The following is a 22,348-nucleotide window of genomic DNA, read 5'->3' on the forward strand; positions in this document are numbered from 1 at the left end:
GACCGCTCATTCCAACTGCCGACACCCGTCTGTGGCCTCCTGACCCCCGAACGCCGACAACTGCTCCAACCCGATGGTGCGAGACGATGTTCCCGCAGGCCAGGCAGTTACCCTCGCCATGAGTACGCCGATGGCGAACGTGAGACAGCCCTGCGAGCGTGTCGCCCCTCCCCACTAGGAATGTCTTACCCGTAAGCACGGACAGTCCATGCGGCGCGCACCGGTTCCCTCCGCTACGGGCGAACAACCTTGCGCCCTCGAATGCGCCGGAAGGCCCCCGCCCCGGACACGCTGCGCACACATTGGCCCACTCTGCGTAACCCCGGAGGTGTCCGACGAGTTCCCGGAGGCATGACCATCTCCGTCCCGGTTCCCCGTAAGCCCCTCGACGGCATCGGCGCGAGCCGCAGCGAGCTCGGCACGGCGCAGTGGTACGAGAGTGAGCTCGGCTGGCCGACGACGGAGGGCACCCCCGTACAGCTGCTGACCGGGGTGCGATTCGACGCCCTGGAGCTGCCTGCCGAGGCCGGAGCCGCCCTGCTGGGCCGTCCGGAGGTGTCAGGCCCCGTCGCTCTCCGAGGGGCCCGCATGTGGCTCCTGGTGGCCGCGGGGAGCGCGGAGGAACTGCCCGGCCTGCTCGACTGGCTGGAGTGGGGCGGTGTCGAACTCGATCTCACCGCCGTCGGAACCGGCGGGCGGATCACCGCCCCGCCGCCGCCCGGACATGCCTGCCCCTACGAGGCCGCCGCATGGCTGCGGCCCCCCGTACCAGGACGGGAGGCACAGCTTCCGGCTTTCGCCGGACTCGGGGGCATTGGGGGCGCCCCCGGTCTCGTAGGGCTGGTGGACGCGGCGGCGACGGAGTGCCACCGGGTCCGGTTGCTGCGTGCGCAGCGCACGAATGCGCGACGGACGAAAACTCAGCCGTTGGCCTTCTCGTAAGCCTCGCGGATCTCCGCGGGAACGCGACCGCGGTCGTTCACGCTGTAACCGTTCGCCTTGGCCCACGCGCGGATTTCGGCAGTGTCCTTGTTGCCGCCCGCAGCCGCGCGGCCCTTGCCGCGGCCGGCAGCAGCGCGGCCGCCGGTACGCCGGCCGTTCTTGGCGTAGGGCTCGAGCAGGCCACGAAGCTTGTCCGCATTGGCGGTGGTGAGGTCGATCTCGTAGGTCTTGCCGTCCAGAGCGAACGTCACCGTCTCGTCCGCCTCGCCGCCGTCGAGGTCGTCGACAAGAAGGACCTGAACCTTCTGCGCCACCGGATTTCCTTTCATCGAAAATGCAGTACGCGGAAAGGAAACCGCTTTTCCCTGGAAAACACAAACCCTTGGCAGAGGTTCAGAACCCCGAGAGGACGGGAAACGTGCGCGATTCGGACATAGGGTTCCGTCATCTCGGGGTGATCACAGGTGCAGAAGCATCCGGCTGTTGCCCAAGGTGTTCGGCTTCACTCGTTCGAGCCCGAGGAACTCGGCGACACCCTCGTCATAGGAACGCAGCAGCTCGCTGTAGACATCCGACTCGACCGGCGCCTCCCCGATCTCGACGAAGCCGTGCTTGCCGAAGAAGTCGACTTCGAAGGTGAGGCAGAAAACCCTGCGGACTCCGATCCAGCGGGCGGTACGCAGCAGTTTGTCCAGCACCTGATGACCGATGCCGGTCCCCTTGAAGGCCGGATCCACGGCAAGGGTGCGCACTTCGGCAAGGTCTTCCCACATGACATGCAGAGCGCCGCAGCCGACAACACGGGCGTCCTCGTCGCGTTCCGCGACCCAGAACTCCTGGATGGCTTCGTAAAGCGTGACCGTCGCTTTGTCGAGCAGGATGCCTTCACTCACGTACGGGTCGACGAGCCGGCGGACCTCCGGCACATCGCTGGTCCTGGCCCGCCGGACGGTGAGGGCATTTGCCGCGTCATAAGACATGGAAGGACGCTATCGCTCCGCGTCCGCCCCGCCCTCGTCGGCCTGCTCCTGCCCGGTGCCGCCGGACTCGGCGGCATCCGGGTCGGCGCCGATGTCGCCCTCGACCATGCGGACGGCGGCTTGCAGGGCCTCTCGCTGTTCCGGGGACATCATGCCGAAGAAGGCGACAAGCGCGGCCGCGGGGTTGTCGCTCTGCGACCAGGCTTCGTTCATCAGTGCTGCCGAGTAGGCGGCGCGGGTGGAGACCGCGGTATATCGATAGGCGCGGCCCTCGACTTCCCTGCGCACCCAGCCCTTCTGATGGAGATTGTCCATTACCGTCATGACGGTGGTGTAGGCGATGGACCGTTCCTGCTGAAGGTCTTCCAGGACTTCCCGGACCGTGACCGGCCGGTTCCATTGCCAGACGCGTGTCATGACGGCGTCTTCGAGCTCTCCCAATTGGCGGGGCACATCGCCACCATAGTGGGAGATCTCGTAACGACTGACTATTGACGTAACAAAAAGGACGTACGGCAAGGGCATGCCGTACGTCCTCGGACGGGTGGTTGCGTCAGGTGTCCCGACGGGGCTGCCGGGCGGCCTCCGCGCCCGCGAGGGCCGCGTCCACGACGGCGTCCTCCTTGGCCTTGTTCGGGCCGCCCTGGCTCTTGACGATCGTCACGACGAGGCCGATGAAGAAGGCGGCCATCACCACCGGGGGCACGAGCGCGGATACGTAGTCCATGGCTCCCAGAGTAGCTATCCCGCGGCGAGCTGCTCCGGCGGGGGCACGGGCTTACGGCGGGGCGGAAAGACCTCCGACGGCTTGGGCACCGGCGGCGGTTTGGGCTGCGGATCCTGCGCGGGCTTGGGGGCCGGTGCGGGCTTGGGCTTCTGCTCGTCGGCGGCGCGGCCGCCGGGGAGCGCGTGGAGGCGTACACGGGCCGGAGCGGGAACCGGGGCCTCACGTGTCCGGCTCGCGAGCCGCGCCCGCACGGACTCCTCCGCGAGGCTCTGGCACCGGCGCAGCACGGCTGCGCCGGCCGGTGTGCCGCGCAGGGTGCGCAGCGCCGCCAGATCCTCGGGACGGGGGTCGTAGCCGGCGGCGAGGGCGTCCTGGAGCAGCTCCAGGTATCCGGCGGCCGCTCCGGGCAGCGCGGCGCGGTAGCGGGCCAGGTCCGCGAAGAGGAACGTACGCAGGCGACCGGCCTCACGGGCAGCCTCGTCGACGGAGTCGGCCAGGCGCAGACACTGCCTGACCTCCTCGTCGGCCAGAGGAACGGGATGGAGGGCGGCTGCGAGGGCGCGTCGGAGCACACGCAGCTCCTCTGCGCCGAACGCCATGCCGCCACGGGGTCCGAATGGCGTGGGCATGTGCCGACCATACGTGCTACATGGACAAAATCGGCTTAACGCCCATTTCTCCGGCGCGCCGGGCCGACGCGTGGCCCTTGCCGGGGCATGACTTCCCCGGGTGACCCTGCACGGGCGCGGGTCCGGGGACGGAGGGCACGGGCCGGTGGCCGTGCCAGGGGCTTCCCCTGCGGGTCAGGTGCGTGACGGGCACGGCCGGACTCGGACGCGCAGGGGTCGTCTCCGGGCGGCGTCGTAGGCCCTGAGCGGAGCAAGTCCCGGGAAAGCAGTCCCGGACACGTGCCCCGGAGAGGCCGCGCCGGTCACGGGACGGTCGGGCCCGGCCCGGGAGGCCGCGCGCCCCGGAGGGCGCCACGCACACGGACCCGGCGAGTACCCCCGGTCCCGCACCGCCCGCTCGAGGCCCCGCACCGGAGCGGCCACGCGTACGGGCCGGGATCAGCCCTACAGACGCGGTCCGCCCCGGCCGCGCGGCGCGCACCGTCCGGGCCACGCCCGAGAGGCAGGCGTCCCCCGGAGGGTCAGAGGCGGGAGACGTTGCGTTCGTAGACCAGACGCAGGCCGATCAGCGTCAGCCACGGCTCGTGCTCGTCGATCATCGACGACTCGCCCAGCACCATCGGCGCCAGGCCTCCCGTCGCGATCACCGTCACCTCGTCCGGGTCCTCCGCCAGCTCGCGCTTCATCCGCTGGACGACCCCGTCCACCTGGCCCGCGAACCCGTACACGATGCCTGACTGCATCGCCTCGACCGTGTTCTTGCCGATCACGCTGCGCGGCCGGGCCAGCTCGATCTTGCGCAGCTGGGCGCCCTTGACACCGAGTGCCTCGACGGAGATCTCGATGCCGGGCGCGATCACCCCGCCCGCGTACTCCCCGCGCGCGCTCACCGCGTCGAACGTCGTCGCGGTGCCGAAGTCGACGACGATCGCCGGGCCCCCGTACAGATCGACCGCGGCAACCGCGTTGATGATGCGGTCCGCGCCGACCTCCTTGGGGTTGTCCATGAGGATCGGCACGCCGGTCTTGATGCCGGGCTCGACCAGGACGGCGGGAACGTCGCCGTAGTAACGGCGGGTGACCTCGCGCAGCTCGTGCAGCACGGAGGGGACCGTGGAGCAGATGGCGATGCCGTCGATACCGTCGCCCAGTTCGACCCCGAGCAGCGGGTGCATGCCCATCAGGCCCTGCAGCAGGACCGCCAGCTCGTCGGCGGTGCGCCGGGCGTCGGTGGAGATGCGCCAGTGCTCGACGATCTCCTCGCCGTCGAAGAGCCCCAGCACCGTGTGGGTGTTGCCGACGTCGATGGTGAGCAGCATCAGGCCCGGACCTCTCGCAGGTCGAGGCCGATGTCCAGGATCGGGGAGGAGTGCGTGAGGGCACCCACCGCGAGGTAGTCGACGCCGGTCTCCGCGTACGCGCGGGCGGTGTCGAGACCGAGCCGGCCGGAGGACTCAAGGAGGGCGCGGCCCGCGACGAGCGTGACGGCCTCCGCGGTCTCGGCAGGCGTGAAGTTGTCCAGCAGGATCAGGTCGGCGCCGGCGTCCAGGACCTCGCGGACCTGGTCCAGGGTGTCCACCTCGACCTCGATCGGCAGTTCGGGGAAGCGGTCCCGTACGGCCTTGAAGGCCTCGGCGACGCCGCCCGCGGCCACCACGTGGTTGTCCTTCACCAGTGCCGCGTCGGACAGCGACATCCGGTGGTTGACGCCGCCGCCGCAGCGCACCGCGTACTTCTCCAGGGCGCGCAGGCCGGGCGTGGTCTTGCGGGTGTCCCGGACCTTCGCGCCCGTGCCCTCCAGCACATCGGCCCAGGCGCGGGTCGCGGTGGCGATGCCGGAGAGCCGGCACAGGATGTTGAGCGCGCTGCGCTCGCCGGTGAGGAGGTCGCGGGTGTTCGCGGTGACGGAGAGCAGCTTCTGGCCGGCCTCGACCCGCGCGCCGTCCTCGACGTGCCGCTCCACCTCGAACTCGGTGGTGCAGACGATCGACAGGATCGCCTCGGCGACGTGCAGGCCCGCGACCGTACCGGCCTCGCGGGCGGTGAAGTCGCCGGTCGCGACCGCTTCCTGCGGGACGGTGGCCACCGTGGTGACGTCCACACCGCCGTCGAGGTCCTCCTCGATGGCGAGATGGGCGATGTCCTCGACCTGGACGGGATCGAGACCGGCCTCGGCGAGGAGCCCGGCGAGGGCGGGGTCGAGTCCGCACTCGTACGCCTCCTCACCGGCGGCGCAGCCGCAGTCGTCCCCGCAGCCGCCGCCGGCCGGGGCGCCGATCTGGATCAGCGGTACGTCCACGGGGCGCGGACGTTCATCGGGCGTGCTCACGGTTACGGCTCCCTGGGGGCGTCGAGGACGGTCGGGGGGATGGTCTCGGGGACGGTGGATCGCGATGTCGGGGGGAAGGCGGTGCCCTCGGTCTGCCGGACGACCAGCCGGCGCTCCGGCGTCAGCGTGACGACCAGATGGTGCCGCCACGACGCGTCGTCACGCTGCGGGCGGTCCTCGCGCCAGTGGCAGCCTCGGGTCTCCTCGCGGCGCAGGGCGGCGGCGGTCAGCACCCGGGCGACGCACAGCAGGTTCGCGGTCTCCCAGGACTCGACGCCCGGCTCGGCGGTCTTGCCGGACCCTTCCCTGGTGGCCCGTACGGCGTTCAGATGCACGGTTTCGAGCGCGGCGGACGCGGCGGCGAGGCTCTCCGCGGAGCGCAGCACACCGGCTCCGTGGGACATGATCCGCTGGATCTCGGCCCGCGCCTCGGGCGCGATCAGCGGGAGCGGCGACGGCGTCTCGGGCAGCACGGGGCGGCCCGCCTCACGCGGTGCCCCGGCGATGTCCTCGGCGATCCGCTCGGCGAAGACGAGACCTTCGAGCAGCGAGTTGGAGGCCAGCCGGTTCGCCCCGTGCACGCCGGTGCAGGCGACCTCGCCGCACGCGTACAGGCCGGGCACGGTGGTGCGGCCGTGCAGATCCGTGCGTACGCCGCCGGAGGCGTAGTGCGCGGCGGGAGCGACCGGGACGGGGTCGGTCACCGGGTCGATGCCATGGGCCCGGCAGGCCGCGAGGATCGTCGGGAAACGCTGCTCCCACATCTCGGCGCCGAAGTGGCGGGCGTCGAGATACATGTGGTCGGCGCCCTGCTCCTGCATGCGGCGCATGATGCCCTTGGCGACGATGTCGCGGGGGGCCAGCTCGGCAAGCTCGTGCTGCCCGAGCATGAAGCGGGTGCCGGAGGCGTCCACGAGGTGGGCGCCCTCGCCGCGTACCGCCTCGGAGACCAGCGGCTGCTGGCCCTCGCTGTCGGTGCCGAGGAACAGCACCGTCGGGTGGAACTGCACGAACTCGAGGTCGGAGACCTCCGCACCGGCGCGCAGCGCGAGCGCCACACCGTCCCCGGTGGACACCGCGGGGTTGGTCGTCGCCGAGAAGACCTGCCCCATGCCGCCCGTGGCAAGCACCACCGTCGGGGCATGGACCGCGCCGACGCCGTCGTGCTGGCCCTCGCCCATGACATGGAGCGTGATGCCGGCCGTACGGCCGTCGGCGTCCATGAGCAGGTCCAGGACCAGGGCGTTCTCGATCGTGCGCAGACCCGCGTCGCGTACGGCCTCGACCAGTGCGCGGGAGATCTCCGCGCCCGTCGCGTCACCGCCCGCGTGCGCGATACGGCGGCGGTGGTGGCCGCCCTCGCGCGTCAGCTCTATCTCGCCGGAGTCCGGGTCGGTGTCGAACAGCGCCCCGGTGGCGATCAGGCGGCGTACGGCGTCGGGCCCCTCGGTGACCAGCGTGCGCACGGCCTCCTCGTCGCACAGTCCCGCGCCCGCGACCAGGGTGTCGTCCAGGTGCTGCTCCGGGGTGTCGCCCTCGCCGAGCGCGGCGGCGATGCCCCCCTGCGCCCAGCGGGTGGAGCCGTCGTCCAGACGGGCCTTGGTGACCACGACCGTGCTGAGCCCGGCGGCGGCGCAGCGCAGCGCGGCGGTGAGGCCGGCGACGCCCGAGCCGACCACGACGACGTCGGCCTCGATGGCCCACCCCGGGGCAGGGGCGTTCAGCCGTATTCCGGTCACTTGTGGGCTCCGAAGGTGAGGGGGATGTTGTCGATCAGGCGGGTCGCGCCGACTTTCGCGGCGACGGCGAGGATCGCCTCCCCGGTGTGGCCGTCGGGGACCTCGGCGAAGGTGGCCGGTTCGACGAGCGCCAGATAGTCCAGCACGAGCGGCGGCTGCGACTTCGCGGCCTCGTCGAGAACGGTGCGCGCGGCGGCCCGTACGGCGTCGGCGCCGCCGGCCGGAACAGCGTGCGCGACCGCGTGCGCATCGGCCGCGGCGCGGGCCTCGCCGAGCGCGGAGAGCGCGGCGGCACGGGACTGGGACGCGGGCAGGGACTCGGCCCGTGCGTGCAGCGCCTCCTGTGCGGCGAGCCGGTCACGGGCCGCGAACAGGGCCCGGGAGAGAGCGAGCGCGGTGTCCCGCTCGGCCGGCGCGAGATAGCGGTTGCGGCTGGAGAGCGCGAGACCGTCACTCTCGCGGACGGTCGGCACTCCGACGATCTCCACGGGGAAGTTCAGGTCGCGGACCATCCGGCGGATCAGCGCGAGCTGCTGGGCGTCCTTCTGCCCGAACAGCGCGACGTCGGGGCGGGCCAGGTGCAGCAGCTTGGCGACGACGGTGAGCATGCCGTCGAAATGGCCGGGGCGACAGGCGCCTTCGAGCCGCTCGCCCATGGGGCCTGCGGTGATCCGGACCTGCGGCGCGCCGCCCTCGTACACCTCGTCCACGGCGGGGGCGAACACCACGTCCGCGCCCGCCTGTTCGGCCGTCTTCAGGTCGGCGTCCAGAGTGCGGGGGTAGCGGTCGAGGTCTTCACCTGCCCCGAACTGGAGCGGGTTGACGAACACCGTGACGACGACGAAGCCCTTGTCCCCCACATGTTCGCGGGCGGTACGGATCAAGGTGGCGTGGCCGTCGTGCAGGGCGCCCATGGTCATGACGACGGCGGTGCGGCCGGGGACGGCGTGGCGGTCGAGGACGCGGTGCAGGTCGTCGCGGGTCGGCACCAGTTCGAAGTCCCTGCGGCCCGGCGTGCCGCTCGTCCTGTCACTCATCACAGGTCCCCCTCCGCGAGGACGCCCAGCAGATCCTCGGCAAGCTCCGGTTTGAGCATGCCGTGCGCGAGCGCACGGTCGGCGGTCGAGCGGGCCATCGCCAGATAGCCGGCGACCGCAGCGGGGGCGTGCTTGCGCAGCTCGGCGACGTGGACCGCGACCGTGCCTGCGTCGCCGCGGGCCACCGGTCCGGTCAGGGCGGCGTCCCCGGAACGCAGGGCGTTGTCGAGCGCCGCACCGAGGAGGGGGCCGAGCATCCGGTCCGGGGCGGTGACCCCGGCCGTACGCAGCAGCTCCATCGACTGGGCCACCAGGGTGACGAGGTGGTTCGCGCCGAGGGCGAGCGCCGCGTGGTAGAGCGGACGGCTCTCCTCCTCGATCCACTCGGGCTCGCCGCCCATCTCGATGACCAGGGCCTCGGCGGCCAGCCGCAGCTCCTCGGGCGCGGTCACCCCGAAGGAGCAGCCCGCCAGCCGCTGCACGTCCACGGCGGTCCCGGTGAACGTCATCGCGGGGTGCAGTGCGAGCGGCAGCGCGCCGGCCCGTGTCGCCGGGTCGAGCACCTTGGCACCGAACCTGCCGGAGGTGTGCACCAGCAGCTGGCCGGGCCGCACGGCACCGGTCTCGACGAGTCCTTCCACCAGACCAGGCAGCGCGTCGTCGGGGACGGTCAGCAGCACCAGCTCGGCGCGGGCGAGCACTTCGGCGGGCGGCACGAGCGGCACGTCGGGCAGCAGCGCGGCTGCCCTGCGCACGGACGCGTTCGAGACGCCCGAGACGGCGACCGGACGGTGCCCGGCGAGCTGCAGCGAGGCGGCCAGCGCCGGGCCGACCCGGCCCGCTCCGACCACGCCCACGGACAGCCTGGCGGGGCGGTCCCGCGGGTCGAGCGGTTCCTGTGGTGCTGTGGCATTCACGCGGCGGGGCCTTCCGTTCCAGTCCGCAGGGGTACCGGACGATTTCTCGTGCACGATGCTACGCCAGCGTTTCCGGGCCCCCCGCAGTTGTCCACAGGCTGTGGGTGATGATCGGACCGTGACGGATACGACCGAGCAGAGTGAACAAAGTGAACGGCGCCGCAGGCTCGCCGCGTGGCGGGCATCGCAGCGGGTGCTGTGGAGAAGCTCCGCCGAGTGCTCCGTCGGGGAACGGCTCGCGGCACTGACGGCAGATGCCGCGGACGTATACGACCTCGACGAGGCCGTCGACACCTACGGCGACGGGGTGGTGGCCGAGCTGGAGCGGCGGACGGCCGCGCTGCTCGGGTTCCCGGCGGCGGTGTTCTTCCCCACCGGGACGATGGCACAGCAGGTGGCGCTGCGCTGCTGGGCGGCCCGTACCGGCAACCCCACGGTCGCCGTGCACCCGCAGGCCCATCCCGAGGTGCACGAGCGGGCGGCGTTCTCGGTACTGAGCGGGCTGCGCACCATCCACCCGACGAGCGAGCCGCGCCTGCCGACGGCCGACGAGGTGCTCGAGTGCGACGAGCCGTTCGGCGCGCTGATGCTCGAACTGCCGCTGCGGGACGCCGGTTTCGTTCTGCCGTCGTGGGACGAACTGGTGGCGGTGGTGGAGGCGGCGCGCGAACGGGACGCGGTGGTCCACTTCGACGGCGCCCGCCTGTGGGAGTGCGCCACCCACTTCGACCGCCCCCTGCACGAGATCGCCGCGCTCGCGGACAGCGTGTACGTGTCCTTCTACAAGTCCCTCGGCGGGCTGTCGGGCGCGGTACTGGCGGGGCCCGCATCACTGGCGGAGGAGGCGCGCGCGTGGCGTCACCGGTACGGCGGGCAGCTCTTCCAGCAGTACCCGGCGGCGCTGTCGGCGCTGGCCGGTCTGGAACGCGAGCTGCCGCGGCTGCCGTTGTACGTGGCCCACGCGAAGATGGTCGCGGGTGCGCTCGACGAGGCCTTCCGCGCGGCGGGCACCGCCTGGTTCCGCGTCAATCCGTCGGTCCCGCAGACCCACCAGTTCCAGGTGTGGCTGCCGTACGGCACGGATGTGCTGAACGAGGCCGGGCTGAGGCAGGCGGAGGAGACGGGCGTGACGCTGTTCCGCCGCTGGTACTCGCAGGGCTGCCCGCCGGGCGTCTCGGTCACGGAGATGACGGTGGACGGGCACGGGCTTCAGTGGTCGGCGGAGGAGGTACGCGAGGCGGTGGCGGGGTTCGTGGCACGGCTGGGCTGACGGCCGGGCCGGTCGGAGCCGGGTTGGTGGGAGGCGTGTGCCCCCAGGACTCATCGCCGGTCCGCCCTACACCCGGGGCGCAGAAGGCGCCTCAGGGCGGCCGACAGCTCCCGTATCGCCTCCCGGTCGTGACGGCCCGGAAGCGGTGGGGCCGGCACGCCTGCACGGGAGGCGCGGTAGCTGTCGAGCAGGTGCTGGTGCATGGCGTTCATGACGCCACGCTGCGCCGAGGCCGCGCGCCCCGTCGTGTCGATTGACGAGGGCCGTCAAACGGGCGCGGGCCATCGCGGAAGTGGCCGCATCATGGAGGCGTGAGCGCAAGCATCGACATCGCGGGGCTGCCCCCCGAGCGCATCGTCTTCGACATCTCGCCCCTCGCCGAGCTGGGTGTGGCGCTCCACGCGCTCGCCGAGCCCGGGCATCATCCGGGGCTGCACTGCTGGGCCACCGTGACGTCCGCCGCGCTCAAGCCGGATCTTGCCGACCGGCTGCACGAGGCCGACTTCCTGTGGCGGTCCACCTTCTCGGACGTGTTCATGCCGTTCGCGGGGCTGCCCGCCGGGGGCGGCCGCACGGGCGCGACGCTCGCCGAGGAGCTGGATCAGCTCGACCTGCTGGACGACGAGCGGTTCGTCTCGGCCGCCCTGGAGTTCACCTGCGCGATGACGTACGGGCCCGGCGGCCCCTCCGCCCTCGGCGATCCGTCCCGCCGCGAGCGCGTCCTCGAGCTCGCGGCCACCCGTGGCCCGCGCCAACTGGACTTCACCCGGCAGCTGCTGGACGACCCGGTTTCCGTACGCGCCTGGCTGCGGCGGCTGTTCGAGGACTGCGACGATGCCTTCTTCGCCGACACCTGGCGCCGCGTGGCCCCCCAGCTCGCCGCCGACGCCCGTCACAAGACGGACCTGTTGCGCCGCAAGGGCCTCGCCGAGGCGCTGCACGCGGTCTCCCCCGCGCTGACGGTGGACGAGGCACGGACCAGGATCAGCGTCGACAAGCTGGTGGAGGGCCGGACGACCGCCGTCGACCCGGCGGTCGGCGCCGGGCTCACGCTCATACCCTCCAGCCTCGGCTGGCCGCATCTCATGGTGGTGTACGCGCCGGGCTGGCGGCCGGTGATCCACTACCCGGTCGGCTCGCCGGAGTTGCCGGGCCCGGCCCCCGTCGAGCTGCTGAAGCTGCGGATGGAGGCGCTCGCCCACCCGATGCGCATGCGGCTGTGCCGTAATCTCGCCCGCGCCCCGCACACGACGGGCGAGCTGGCGGACGCGTACGGGATCACGGCGCCCGAGGTCTCGCGCCATCTGGGGGTGCTGAAGAAGGCAGGACTGATCTCCACCCGGCGGCGCGGGCGTTATGTCCTGCACCAGCTGGATGTGGCCGCTGTTGCGCGGCTCGGCAGCGACTTCCTCGAAACGGTGCTCCGCTAGCGCTGCGGGTCAGCCCGCCCCTCCGCCCGCCCGTACCAACCCGGTCTCGTACGCCAGCACCACCACCTGGACCCGGTCCCGCAGGCTCAGCTTGGTGAGGATGCGGCCCACATGGGTCTTGACCGTGGCCTCCGAGAGCACCAGTCGCGCCGCGATCTCGCCGTTCGACAGGCCCTGCGCGACCAGCATCATCACCTCGCGCTCGCGGTCGGTGAGCTTCTCCAGCTCCTTGTGCCGCGGTTCGTTCGAGGAGGCGGGGAGCATCGGTGAGAAGCGGTCCAGCAGCCGGCGGGTGGTGGACGGCGCGACGACCGCGTCGCCGCTGTGCACCGAACGGATGGCGCCCAGCAGTTCGCCCGGCGGGACATCCTTGAGCAGGAACCCACTGGCACCGGCCTTCAGCCCGGAGAAGGCGTACTCGTCCAGGTCGAAGGTGGTGAGGATGAGCACCTTCGGCGCGTCCGGCTGCGCACAGATGCGACGGGTCGCCTCCACGCCGTCCAGCCGAGGCATGCGGACATCCATCAGCACGACGTCCACGGCCGTGGAGCGCAGGTTCTCGATCGCCTCCGCGCCGTCGCCCGCCTCGGCGACGACCTCCATGTCCGGCTGGGCGGCGAGCACCATGCGGAATCCGGTGCGCAGCAGCACCTGGTCGTCGACGAGCATCACGCGGATGGACATGTCAGTGGGGTCCTCGATCTCTAGTGGGTCGGCTTGAGCGGGAGCAGGGCACTGATCCGGAAGCCGCCACCGGGCCGGGGCCCCGCGTCCAGCGTGCCGCCGACCATGCCGACGCGCTCCCGCATACCGATCAGGCCGTGGCCGCGGCCGTCCGCGCCCCCGTCCTCGTACAGCTCGTGGGACGATCCGCGGCCGTCGTCCTCGACCAGCAGCCCGAGCCCGTCGTCGAAGTAGACCAGACGCACACTCGCGCCGACCTCCGGACCGCCGTGCTTGCGGGTGTTGGTCAGCGCCTCCTGCACGATGCGGTACGCGGTGAGTTCGACGCCGCTGGGCAGAGGCCGCGGCGTCCCCTCGATCTTGAAGTCGACGGTCAGGCCCGCACTGCGCACCTGCTCGACGAGATCCTCGATCTGCTGCACATCGGGCTGGGGTACGTACTCGCCGCTCTCCGGGGCATCGCCGGTGCGCAGCACACCGAGCAGCCTGCGCATCTCCGCGAGCGCCTGGCGGCCGGTGCTCGAGATGGTCTCCAGCGCCTGCTTGGCCTGGTCGGGGGCGGCGTCCAGGACGTAGGCGGCGCCGTCGGCCTGGACGACCATCACCGAGACGTTGTGGGCGACGACGTCGTGGAGCTCGCGGGCGATACGGGCTCGCTCGGCGGCCACGGCGACCTTCGCCTGGGCCGCGCGCTCCTCCTCCATCCGGCCGGCCCGCTCCTCGAGCTGGGCGAAGTACGCACGCCGGGTGCGTATCGAGTCGCCGAGCACCCAGGCGAGCGCGAACGGCAGGCTCATGATGACGGTGAGGAACACCCGTTCGCCGGTTTCGGCACCGTGGGTGGGCCAGCGGATCTGGGCCAGGGATGCGGCGGACAGCCCGCCGATCAGTGCCAGCCGCGAGGCCCAGCGTGGTCCGTCGTGGGCCGCGACCGTATAGATGATCACCAGCATCGCGAAGTCGCCGGGATTGACCCCGACGTCCAGCACGAGCTGGGCGATCCCCAGGACGGCCGCGAGGACCAGCATCTTCTGCGGCATCAGGCGGCGCAGGGCCACGACCAGACCCAGCAGCAGGACGATGACGGACGCGGCTGTCTGGTTCCAGGCCCGTTCCAGGTCCTCCAGTACCCACAGCATGCCGAACCCGAAGAGCATGACAGCCCAGAAGGTGTCGACGCCCGTCGGGTGTCTGCGGATGAAGTCGTAGAGGCGCTGCACGTAACCCAGAGTAGGGAAAGGAGATAGGTGCTCGGGTCAACCGGAGGGGCGATCCGGGCCGTGGGGGCGTACTCCGCAAGGTGGAGACTTGGGCACGTGATGGATGACACGGATCAGCCGGCCGGGTGGCGGGAGGCGGCCCAGGCCGCGCTGTACGGGCCAGGGGGCTTCTATCTGCGGCCCGAGGGACCTGCCGGCCACTTCCGTACGTCCGTGCACGCTTCCCCTCTGTTCGCCGCGGCGGTCGCCCGGCTGCTGGTCACCACGGCCGAGTCGCTCTCGCTCGACGAGCCCGCCTTCGTGGACGTCGGAGCGGGCCGCGGCGAACTGGTGACGGGGGTGCTGGCCGCCCTGCCGCCGGGCTTCGCGGTGCGTGCGTACGCGGTCGAACGGGCGGCCCGCCCCGCGGGGCTCGACCCGCGCATCGAGTGGACGGACGCACCGCCGGCGGGGGTGCACGGGCTGCTGTTCGCGAACGAGTGGCTGGACAACGTGCCGGTGGACGTCGCCGAGGCCGACACGGACGGGGTGGTGCGCCGGGTCCTGGTGGACCGCGCGGGTGAGGAGCGGCTCGGCGAGCCGGTCACGGGCGCGGACGCCGAGTGGCTGGAGCGCTGGTGGCCGCTGACCGAACCGGGCACCCGCGCGGAGATCGGCCGGACGCGCGATGCGGCGTGGGCGGCGGCCGTGTCCACGCTGGACTCGGGGCTCGCGGTCGCCGTCGACTACGCGCACACCAAGGACGGCCGGCCCCCGTTCGGCACGCTGACCGGCTTCCGGGACGGCCGGGAGGTGCTCCCCGTCCCTGACGGCAGCTGCGACATCACCGCTCATGTGGCGCTGGACGCGTGCGCACTGCCGGGCGCGGAACTGGTGGACCAGCGCACGGCGCTGCGCGGCCTGGGCGTGACAGCCGGGCGGCCGGCGCTCGCGCTGGCGTCGTCCGACCCGGCCGCTTACCTGCGGGCCCTCGCGGCGGCGGGCGAGGCGGCGGAACTGACGGCGAGGGGCGGCCTCGGCGACTTCACCTGGCTGATGCAGCAGGTCTGAGGCGGGCGCCGGGACCACACCGGCGACTTCGAGGAGGCCTTCCACGCCGGCCTGCCGGAGTTCGTCCGCCAGGGGCCCAGGGCGTCCGCCTGAAGGAGGGGTGGAGGGGCGGCTCTGACAGACTGGTGGGCATGACGGAGACGACGGTCGGCATCGGCGGCGCGGCGGAGACCACCGACATGGTGCTCAACATCGGCCCCCAGCACCCCTCCACCCACGGTGTGCTGCGGCTGCGTCTCGTCCTGGACGGCGAGCGTATCCAGCATGCCGAGCCGGTCATCGGATACATGCACCGCGGCGCGGAGAAGCTCTTCGAGGCGCGCGACTACCGGCAGATCGTGATGCTGGCCAACCGGCACGACTGGCTGTCCGCGTTCTCGAACGAGCTCGGTGTCGTCATGGCCGTCGAGCGGATGCTCGGCATGGAGGTCCCTGAGCGCGCGGTGTGGACCCGTACGCTGCTGGCCGAGCTGAACCGGGTCCTCAACCACCTGATGTTCCTGGGGTCGTACCCCCTCGAACTGGGCGGAATCACCCCGGTGTTCCACGCCTTCCGTGAGCGCGAAGAGCTCCAGCACGTCATGGAGGAGATCTCCGGCGGCCGGATGCACTACATGTTCAACCGGGTCGGCGGGCTCAAGGAGGACCTGCCGGCCGGCTGGCTCGGCCGCGCCCGGCACGCTGTGGCCGATGTCCGCTCGCGGATGGACGTGTACGACCGCCTGGTGCTGGGGAACGAGATCTTCCGCGGCCGGACCCGTGGTGTGGGTGTGCTGTCGGCCGAGGCGGTGCACGCGTACGGCGTCAGCGGCCCGATCGCCCGCGCCTCCGGTGTCGACTTCGATCTGCGGCGCGACGAGCCGTATCTGGCGTACGGGGAGCTGCAGGACACCCTCAAGGTCGTCACGCGCACGGCCGGCGACTGCCTGGCCCGCTTCGAGGTCCTGCTGGAGCAGACGCACAACGCGCTGGATCTCGCGGACGCCTGCGTCGAGCGACTGGCGGAGCTGCCGCCGGGGCCCATCAACCAGCGGCTGCCGAAGGTCCTGAAGGCTCCCGAGGGCCACACCTACGCCTGGACCGAGAACCCGCTCGGCATCAACGGCTACTACCTGGTCTCCAAGGGGGAGAAGACCCCGTACCGCCTGAAGCTGCGCTCGGCCTCGTACAACAACATCCAGGCGCTCACCGAGCTGCTGCCCGGGACGCTGGTCGCCGACATGGTGGCGATCCTGGGGTCGTTGTTCTTCGTCGTCGGCGACATCGACAAGTGATCGACGCCTGGCGACACAGGTACGGGCAAAGGTCCCGGGCGGTTGCCCGGGACCTTTGCCCGTAGATCTTTGCTCGTACGGCTGTCTCTTCAGGAGCTGACCGCGTTGCGCAGGTCGGCGACGTCCATCTGCTCGGTCTCGTCGTGCGCGGTCAGGTCGATGACCTTGCCGACCGCCCGGGGGCCGCTCGGCAGCGGATTCGCCGCCGCGAGCGCCTCCTCACCGACGACATCGGCGAGATCCTCGTTCTGCACGGCCTCGATGGCCTTCTGGGCATGGGCCTCGGCGCCCGTACCGAAGAAGTCGAAGCCGCCCTCGGGGCGCTTGACGCGCGAGCGCTGCGGACCGTACGGCACGATCGCGGCGGCGGCCGGGACGGTACGCCTGGCGGGGAGGGCGGACGACGTGCGGGCAGGCAGCTGCCCGCCCCCGGCGCCCGCCGCGTGCTTCCCCTGCGGCTCGTCCGCCTCCCGGGCCCGTTCCTCAAGATCGCGCCGCCTGGCCTCCTCGACGGTCCGTCTGGCCTCCTGGGCCGCGGCGTTGCGCGACAGGTCGTCGAGGGCCTTGGCCGCGCGCAGATAGGTGGAGGGCGTCGGTGTGGTGCCGGCGGGCGGCAGCTCCTTGGCCGGGGCGGCCGCCTCCAGTGCGAGCTGCCTGCGGCCCTCGAGGGCGCTGGCCCGCTCGGTCTCGGCGTTCGCGTACCGGCGCAGCAGCGCGGCATGTTCGCCACGCAGCCCGGCGAGCTCGACCCGCTTGGCGCGCAGCTTCGCGTCGAGTTTGGTGCGCAGCTCGCGGGACTCCTCGATGTCCGCCTCGAGCTCGGCGATGCGCTCCTCGGTCTGCCAGGCGTCGGCGATGCGGCCGCGCTCGAGCTCGGCGACGCGGCGGCCCGCGCTGCGGTCCCAACTGCGCATGAGAACGGCGCCGGTCACGGCCGCCGCGGCGGCGGCGACGACCAGCGTCCGTAGGACGACGGTGTTGCCGATGAACCACGAGCCGGCGGCACACAGGACCGACGCTCCGGCGACTGCGGTGGGCGGCAGCAGCTTGTGCAGGGGCGGGGAATGGCGGTGGCGTCCACGTGGCATGGCCAGAAATTTACAGTGCGTAGAAGCCGAATGGGGTGTCGGCCCGGCAAATCTCTGGTCGAGAACGCCGGGCCGCCTCTGCCCTACTTCTTGAGAAGCCCCTTCGACTCCAGATATGCCTTCGCCGCGTCCTCGGGCTTGGCGCGCTCCGCGTCCACCTTGCGGTTCAGCTCGGCAAGGTCCTCGGTGGTCAGCACCTGGGTGAGCTTGCCGAGTACGTCGGCAATCTCCTTGTCCCCGGCGTCCCTGGCATTGACAAGCGGAAGGACGTTGTCCGCATTCTGGAGCTTCTTGTCGTCCTCCAGCAGCACCAGACCGAAACTCTCCAGCGTCGCGTCGGTGGTGGTGGTCAGCACCAGCTGGTCCACGCCGTCCTTGACCGCCTGCTTGGCCTGCGGCGTTCCGACACCCTTGGGGTCGATTCCCGACACGTCGATGCCGTAGGTCTTCTTCAGGCCGGGCGCGCAGAAGGGGCGCACCTCGCACTCGTCGCCTGCCGCGATCTTCACCTTCAGCTTCGAGGCACCGAGATCGGAGAGGGTCTTGAGCTTGTTCTTCCCGGCGAATTCCTTGGAGACCGCGAAGGCGTTCTGGTCGACCGCTTCACCGGCGGGCAGCACCTTGAGACCGAGCGGCTCGGCAAGCTGGGTCAGCCCCGCGACGGTGGCGGTGACATCGCTGGAGGCGACCGGCTTCTCCTCCGGCGCCTTCGGTCCGTTCACCTTCGCGTTGAGAAATTCGGCGACGGTGGCGGCATATTCCGGTACGACGTCTATCTCGCCCTTCTCCAGGGAGGGCTCGTACAGCTCGCGGTTCTTCACCGTGGTGATCGACGTCCTGTAGCCGGCGTCGGCCAGCAGCTGCGCATACAGCTCGGCCAGCACCTTGGACTCGGTGAAGGCGGCGGCGCCCACCACGAGCGTGCCCTTCTTCCCGGATCCGCCGGCGGAGGCCGAGCCGCCGCTCTTCTCCTTCTCCAGGCTGTCGCCACCGCATGCGGCGAGCGAGCCCGTGAGGGCCAGTACGCCCAGAACCGCACCCGCGATGCGCGAGGTCTTGCTCATCAGGTTCACCATCCAAGGGAGTGAGTCGTCACACGGTTTTCCGGAGGGGACTGCACAAGCGGTCCACCCCCACCAGCACGGCCTCCACCAGGAGGGCGAGCACGGCCACGAGCAGGGCGCCCGCGACCACTTGCGGAGTGTTGTACGTGTTGAAGCCGGCGGTGATGATCCGGCCGAGGCCACCCTGTCCGACCATCGCCGCGATCGTCGCGGTCGCCACGACCTGGACCGCGGCCGACCGCAGTCCGGTCATCACCATCGGGTAGGCGAGGGGAAGTTCGACCCGGGCGAAGAGCTGCCCGCCCGCCATTCCCATGCCGCGCGCGGCCTCCACCACCGAGCGGTCCACCTCCCGCATCCCCACATACGCGTTGGTCAGCAGCGGTGGCACGGCGAACAGCACCAGCGCGATGATCGTCGGTACGTACCCGGCGCTGCGCAGGGGCGACACCATGAACAGGGCGAGCACCGCGAAGACGGGGATCGCCCGTCCCACGTTCGAGATGTTGACGGCGAGGGCGCCGCCGCGGCCGATGTGCCCCAGATACAGCGCGAGAGGCAGGGCGATCGCCGAGGCCAGGGCGAGCGCGACCCCGCTGACGTACAGGTGCTCGCCGAGGCGGTGCCAGACGCCGCTCTCCCCCGACCAGTTGGCGGCCGTGGTCAGCCAGGTCCATGCCTGCGCCAGTACACCCATCAGCGGGCCCCCCGTATCCGGGTCCAGGGCGTGAGCAGACGCTGCACACCGAGCAGCAGCAGATCGGCCGCGACCGCCAGCAGCACACAGAGCACCGAAGCGGTCAGCACCTGCGCCTTGAAGAAGCTCGGCAGCGCGTCATCGATGAGATTGCCGAGGCCTCCGCGGCCGACGATCGAACCGACCGTGGTGAGCGCGACCGTCGAGACCGTGGCGATCCGCAGGCCGGCCATCAGCGCCGGCAGGGCCAGCGGAAGCTCGACCTCCCACAGCAGCCTGCCCGGCCCGTACCCCATGCCGCGGGCGGCTTCACGTGCCTCGTCCGGGACCCCCTCAAGACCCGCCAGTATGTTCCGCACGAGGATCGTCAGCGAATACAGCACAAGCCCCGTGATCACCAGCGCGGCGGACAGTCCGAAGACGGGCAGCAGCAGCGAGAACATCGCCAGCGACGGAATCGTGTAGAGCACGGTCGTCAGCCCCAGAACGGGGCCGGCGAACCGTGGACGGCTGCGCGCCAGCAACGCGAGCGGGAAGGCCACGACCAGCCCGATCAGAACCGATGCCGACGTGATCCAGACATGCTGGACCGTCGCGTCGATCAGTTCCCCGCTGCGGGAGCGGAGGTACTCACCGCAGATCCAGTCGTTCGCCACCAGGCAGTTCCGTCCGGCCACTGTTCCCACCCCCCGATCCGGAACGACGAGCTCAGTGTGCTCGGTGTGCTCGATGCATGTGCCGCGTGCGATCTGTTCGACCGAAACCGACCCTAACCCCCGCCACTGACAACCGCCGAGGAGCTTCGCAGTCCGGCAACACGCCCTTCACACATGGCCCGCCACCAACCGCCACAATGGGAGCCATGATCCGTTTCGAGCATGTCACCAAGCGCTACCCGGACGGCACCACGGCCGTCGACGACCTCTCGTTCGAGGTCGCCGCGGGTGAACTGGTCACGCTCGTCGGACCGTCCGGCTGCGGCAAGACGACCACGATGAAGATGGTCAACCGTCTCATCGAACCGAGCAGCGGGCGGATATTCGTGGACGGCGCGGACATCTCCACACTCGACCCGGTCCAGCTGCGCCGCCGTATCGGCTATGTGATCCAGCAGGTCGGCCTCTTCCCGCACAAGACGGTCCTGGAGAACACGGCGACCGTCCCCCATCTCCTCGGCGTGAAGCGCTCGCGGCGCCGTGAGCGTGCCGCCGAACTCCTGGACCTGGTGGGCCTCGACCCGTCCGTCTACGGCGACCGCTACCCCGAGCAGCTCTCCGGCGGCCAGCGCCAGCGTGTGGGCGTCGCCCGGGCACTGGCGGCCGATCCGCCCGTGCTGCTGATGGACGAGCCGTTCGGCGCGGTCGACCCGGTGGTGCGCGAGCACCTGCAGAACGAGTTCCTGAGGCTCCAGGCACAGGTGCGCAAGACGGTCCTCTTCGTCACCCATGACATCGAGGAGGCCGTGCGGCTGGGGGACCGTATCGCTGTCTACGGCCAGGGGCGGATCGAGCAGTTCGACGCGCCGGCCGCCGTGCTGGGCGCCCCGGCCACCGAGTACGTGGCCGACTTCGTCGGCGCGGACCGCGGACTGAAGCGCCTGTCGGTCACCCCCATCGAGGAGGGCGATCTGGAGCAGCCGCCGGTCGTCCATCTCGACGACCCGCTGCCCCGCGACCTCGGCGGCGCGCGATGGGCGGTCGTACTGGACGCCGAGGACTCCCTGCACGGCTGGTTGTCCGCCGATCAGGCCGCGTCCGGCAAGGGGTCGGTACGCGAACACGCGCGGCGCATGGAGGCCTGGCTGCCCGTCGGCGCCTCGCTCAAGCAGGCCTTCTCGACGATGCTGCAGCACGACGCGGGCTGGATCGCGGTCATCGACCGCGAGCAGACGGGGCGCTTCCTCGGTGTCCTGACGCCCGCCCGGCTGCACGAGGCGCTGCGCCGCTCCATCGACGCGGACGCCCACGACATCCCCCGCACCGAGGTGGAGCTGGAGACGATCGGCCAGGGCCCGGTCCGCACATCAGGTGCTTAGGGGCGGAGCCTCCCGCTGAGCCACTCCAGGGCCGGCGGGATCTCCCGGCGCCAGGTGTTGTAGTTGTGCCCGCCGCTGTCCAGCATGATCGACGAGACGCGCGCGGGCGCCTTCACCCGCTTGATGAACTCCAGGGTCTCCCCGAGGTTGTGCTCGCCCTGCCGTGAGCTGGTGACCAGGAAGGACGTCTTTCCCTGCGGCACATGGTCCAGGCTCCACAGCAGGTCCGCCCGCTTGCGCTCCTGGTCGTCGCCCTGGAAGAGATCACCGGTCGTCGGGTCCTCGGCCGCCTTGTAGTGCGCGGAGAGCCCGGCGCCCCCCGCGAACCGCTCCGGATGGTGCAGCGCGATCTTCAGGGCGCAGTAACCGCCGGTGGAGTTGCCGATGAAGCCCCAGTTCCGCGCCGCGGTGCCGACCCGATAGGTCCCGGAGACGGCCTGCGGGACATCCTTCGCGAAGAACGTCTCGGTCTGCGGCCCGCCGGGGACGTCGACGCACTCGGTGTCCCGGGGCGGCGCCACGGTCGGACGCAGCATCACCAGAATCGTCGGCCTCATCCGGCCGGCCGCGGCGAGCTCGAACGCGGTCTTCGGGTATCTGAGCCCCTTGAGGAGGTTCTCCGCGGTTCCCGGATAGCCGGTCAGGACCACGACCGCCGGAAAGGTGCTCTTGCGGTGCTCCGCCTGGAAGTACTCCGGCGGCAGATACACGTAGGCAGGGCTGTCTATCCGCGACTGCTTCCCCGCTATGACGACCTTGTGGATCTGACCCGCCTTCGCGGGCCGCGAACCGCCGGGCACCCCAGGCTGCTGCTTCGCGACGAGCCTGACGTGCGAGCGGTCGGCGGAATGGTCCACGACCACGCCGAGCTCCTGTTTCTGGCCGAAGAGATCGGCCCAGGAACCGTAGAAGAGGAAGGCCCGGTTGGCCGTCAGGGCGATCACCGCGAACAGGGCCAGCTGCGTGGCGAGCAGCAGTCCGACGCGGCCGGCGACCGCTCGAACCCCGCCGCGCGCGAGCCGCGGCCACCACCAGATCGTGGCGACGAACAGCAGCAGCGCTGCCAGGACGGCCAAGGCCAGTACTTTGTTGCTGGTCAGACCCATGAGTGGCGTGTGCCTTCTGCGTCGACAAATTCCGGGGACGAATGAACCCGCCCCGTGGAACTCCCGTCCTAGAGAGCGCACGTCGTCCGGGCCGACCGATCTGAGGCCTTGGACGCAGGATCTCTCGCGG

The 22,348-nt window shown here is 71.2% G+C and carries 23 protein-coding genes; 6 read left to right on the plus strand and 17 right to left on the minus strand.

Annotation, left to right across the window (positions count from 1 at the left end; genetic code table 11):
• Nucleotides 1–351: 351 nt before the first annotated feature.
• Nucleotides 352–942: an SCO3374 family protein gene (locus tag OHS70_RS16170; protein ID WP_328398063.1), complete on the plus strand. Its 591-nt coding sequence runs from the start codon at nt 352–354 to the stop codon at nt 940–942.
• On the opposite strand, the gene OHS70_RS16175 is transcribed toward OHS70_RS16170, so the two are convergent.
• The 10 genes from OHS70_RS16175 to OHS70_RS16220 all read right to left on the minus strand — a co-directional run bounded on the left by OHS70_RS16175 (nt 921) and on the right by OHS70_RS16220 (nt 9,300).
• Nucleotides 921–1,256 carry a histone-like nucleoid-structuring protein Lsr2 gene (locus tag OHS70_RS16175; RefSeq protein WP_328398065.1) on the minus strand — a complete coding sequence of 112 codons (336 nt, stop codon included), beginning with the start codon at nt 1,254–1,256 and terminating at the stop codon, nt 921–923. The genes OHS70_RS16170 and OHS70_RS16175 overlap by 22 nt on opposite strands.
• 144 nt (nt 1,257–1,400) lie before the next feature.
• Entirely contained in the window at nt 1,401–1,922 is a 522-nt protein-coding gene (locus tag OHS70_RS16180; RefSeq protein ID WP_328398067.1) for an amino-acid N-acetyltransferase, read from the minus strand.
• Nucleotides 1,923–1,931: 9 nt separating this feature from the next.
• Nucleotides 1,932–2,375: a BlaI/MecI/CopY family transcriptional regulator gene (locus OHS70_RS16185; RefSeq protein ID WP_328405659.1), complete on the minus strand. Its 444-nt coding sequence runs from the start codon at nt 2,373–2,375 to the stop codon at nt 1,932–1,934.
• Nucleotides 2,376–2,475: 100 nt separating this feature from the next.
• Complete coding sequence (locus tag OHS70_RS16190; protein ID WP_328398069.1) at nt 2,476–2,649, minus strand: hypothetical protein; 174 nt, start codon at nt 2,647–2,649, stop codon at nt 2,476–2,478.
• A gap of 14 nt (nt 2,650–2,663) precedes the next feature.
• Nucleotides 2,664–3,248: a hypothetical protein gene (locus OHS70_RS16195; RefSeq protein WP_328405661.1), complete on the minus strand. Its 585-nt coding sequence runs from the start codon at nt 3,246–3,248 to the stop codon at nt 2,664–2,666.
• A gap of 551 nt (nt 3,249–3,799) precedes the next feature.
• The gene (locus OHS70_RS16200) at nt 3,800–4,597 is read right to left on the minus strand and encodes a type III pantothenate kinase (protein ID WP_328398071.1); all 798 of its coding nucleotides are present in this window, start codon (nt 4,595–4,597) and stop codon (nt 3,800–3,802) included.
• Nucleotides 4,597–5,607: a carboxylating nicotinate-nucleotide diphosphorylase gene (gene nadC, locus OHS70_RS16205; RefSeq protein ID WP_328398073.1), complete on the minus strand. Its 1,011-nt coding sequence runs from the start codon at nt 5,605–5,607 to the stop codon at nt 4,597–4,599. Before nadC ends, OHS70_RS16200 begins: the two co-directional genes overlap by 1 nt.
• A gap of 2 nt (nt 5,608–5,609) precedes the next feature.
• Nucleotides 5,610–7,346 carry an L-aspartate oxidase gene (locus OHS70_RS16210; RefSeq protein WP_328398075.1) on the minus strand — a complete coding sequence of 579 codons (1,737 nt, stop codon included), beginning with the start codon at nt 7,344–7,346 and terminating at the stop codon, nt 5,610–5,612.
• Complete coding sequence (gene panC / locus OHS70_RS16215) at nt 7,343–8,383, minus strand: pantoate--beta-alanine ligase (protein ID WP_328398077.1); 1,041 nt, start codon at nt 8,381–8,383, stop codon at nt 7,343–7,345. The genes OHS70_RS16210 and panC overlap by 4 nt, the downstream gene beginning before the upstream one ends.
• Nucleotides 8,383–9,300, minus strand: a complete 918-nt coding sequence (locus OHS70_RS16220) for a Rossmann-like and DUF2520 domain-containing protein (protein WP_328398079.1) — start codon at nt 9,298–9,300, stop codon at nt 8,383–8,385. Before OHS70_RS16220 ends, panC begins: the two co-directional genes overlap by 1 nt.
• 100 nt (nt 9,301–9,400) lie before the next feature.
• Between OHS70_RS16220 and OHS70_RS16225 the strand changes: the two genes are divergently transcribed.
• Both OHS70_RS16225 and OHS70_RS16230 read left to right on the plus strand, forming a co-directional pair.
• Complete coding sequence (locus OHS70_RS16225) at nt 9,401–10,570, plus strand: threonine aldolase family protein (protein ID WP_328398081.1); 1,170 nt, start codon at nt 9,401–9,403, stop codon at nt 10,568–10,570.
• 311 nt (nt 10,571–10,881) lie between these two features.
• The gene (locus OHS70_RS16230; RefSeq protein WP_328398083.1) at nt 10,882–12,000 is read left to right on the plus strand and encodes a DUF5937 family protein; all 1,119 of its coding nucleotides are present in this window, start codon (nt 10,882–10,884) and stop codon (nt 11,998–12,000) included.
• A gap of 9 nt (nt 12,001–12,009) precedes the next feature.
• Here the strand turns inward: OHS70_RS16230 and OHS70_RS16235 are convergent, their stop codons facing one another.
• Both OHS70_RS16235 and OHS70_RS16240 read right to left on the minus strand, forming a co-directional pair.
• Nucleotides 12,010–12,684, minus strand: coding sequence for a response regulator transcription factor (locus OHS70_RS16235; protein WP_328398085.1), 675 nt, complete (start codon nt 12,682–12,684; stop codon nt 12,010–12,012).
• Between the two features lie 20 nt (nt 12,685–12,704).
• Nucleotides 12,705–13,904, minus strand: coding sequence for a sensor histidine kinase (locus OHS70_RS16240; protein WP_328398087.1), 1,200 nt, complete (start codon nt 13,902–13,904; stop codon nt 12,705–12,707).
• A gap of 99 nt (nt 13,905–14,003) precedes the next feature.
• On the opposite strand from OHS70_RS16240, the gene OHS70_RS16245 reads away from it, so the two are divergent.
• The gene (locus OHS70_RS16245) at nt 14,004–14,954 is read left to right on the plus strand and encodes an SAM-dependent methyltransferase (RefSeq protein WP_328405663.1); all 951 of its coding nucleotides are present in this window, start codon (nt 14,004–14,006) and stop codon (nt 14,952–14,954) included.
• 131 nt (nt 14,955–15,085) lie between these two features.
• Complete coding sequence (locus tag OHS70_RS16250) at nt 15,086–16,228, plus strand: NADH-quinone oxidoreductase subunit D (RefSeq protein ID WP_328398089.1); 1,143 nt, start codon at nt 15,086–15,088, stop codon at nt 16,226–16,228.
• 89 nt (nt 16,229–16,317) lie between these two features.
• On the opposite strand, the gene OHS70_RS16255 is transcribed toward OHS70_RS16250, so the two are convergent.
• The 4 genes from OHS70_RS16255 to OHS70_RS16270 form a co-directional block, all read right to left on the minus strand.
• The gene (locus OHS70_RS16255; RefSeq protein WP_328398090.1) at nt 16,318–17,316 is read right to left on the minus strand and encodes a hypothetical protein; all 999 of its coding nucleotides are present in this window, start codon (nt 17,314–17,316) and stop codon (nt 16,318–16,320) included.
• An 83-nt stretch (nt 17,317–17,399) separates the two neighbouring features.
• Entirely contained in the window at nt 17,400–18,380 is a 981-nt protein-coding gene (locus OHS70_RS16260; protein ID WP_328398092.1) for an ABC transporter substrate-binding protein, read from the minus strand.
• A gap of 28 nt (nt 18,381–18,408) precedes the next feature.
• Complete coding sequence (locus OHS70_RS16265) at nt 18,409–19,077, minus strand: ABC transporter permease (RefSeq protein ID WP_328398094.1); 669 nt, start codon at nt 19,075–19,077, stop codon at nt 18,409–18,411.
• A complete protein-coding gene (locus tag OHS70_RS16270) occupies nt 19,077–19,754 on the minus strand; it encodes an ABC transporter permease (RefSeq protein WP_328398096.1) in 678 nt (225 codons plus the stop codon). Before OHS70_RS16270 ends, OHS70_RS16265 begins: the two co-directional genes overlap by 1 nt.
• Before the next feature lie 185 nt (nt 19,755–19,939).
• On the opposite strand from OHS70_RS16270, the gene OHS70_RS16275 reads away from it, so the two are divergent.
• Nucleotides 19,940–21,112 carry an ABC transporter ATP-binding protein gene (locus OHS70_RS16275; protein WP_328398098.1) on the plus strand — a complete coding sequence of 391 codons (1,173 nt, stop codon included), beginning with the start codon at nt 19,940–19,942 and terminating at the stop codon, nt 21,110–21,112.
• Here OHS70_RS16275 and OHS70_RS16280 read toward each other — a convergent pair.
• On the minus strand, nt 21,109–22,218 hold the full coding sequence (locus tag OHS70_RS16280; protein WP_328398100.1) for an alpha/beta hydrolase: 1,110 nt from the start codon (nt 22,216–22,218) through the stop codon (nt 21,109–21,111). The genes OHS70_RS16275 and OHS70_RS16280 overlap by 4 nt on opposite strands.
• Between the last annotated feature and the right edge of the window lie 130 nt (nt 22,219–22,348).

Source organism: Streptomyces sp. NBC_00390, assembly GCF_036057275.1.
GTDB lineage: Bacteria > Actinomycetota > Actinomycetes > Streptomycetales > Streptomycetaceae > Streptomyces.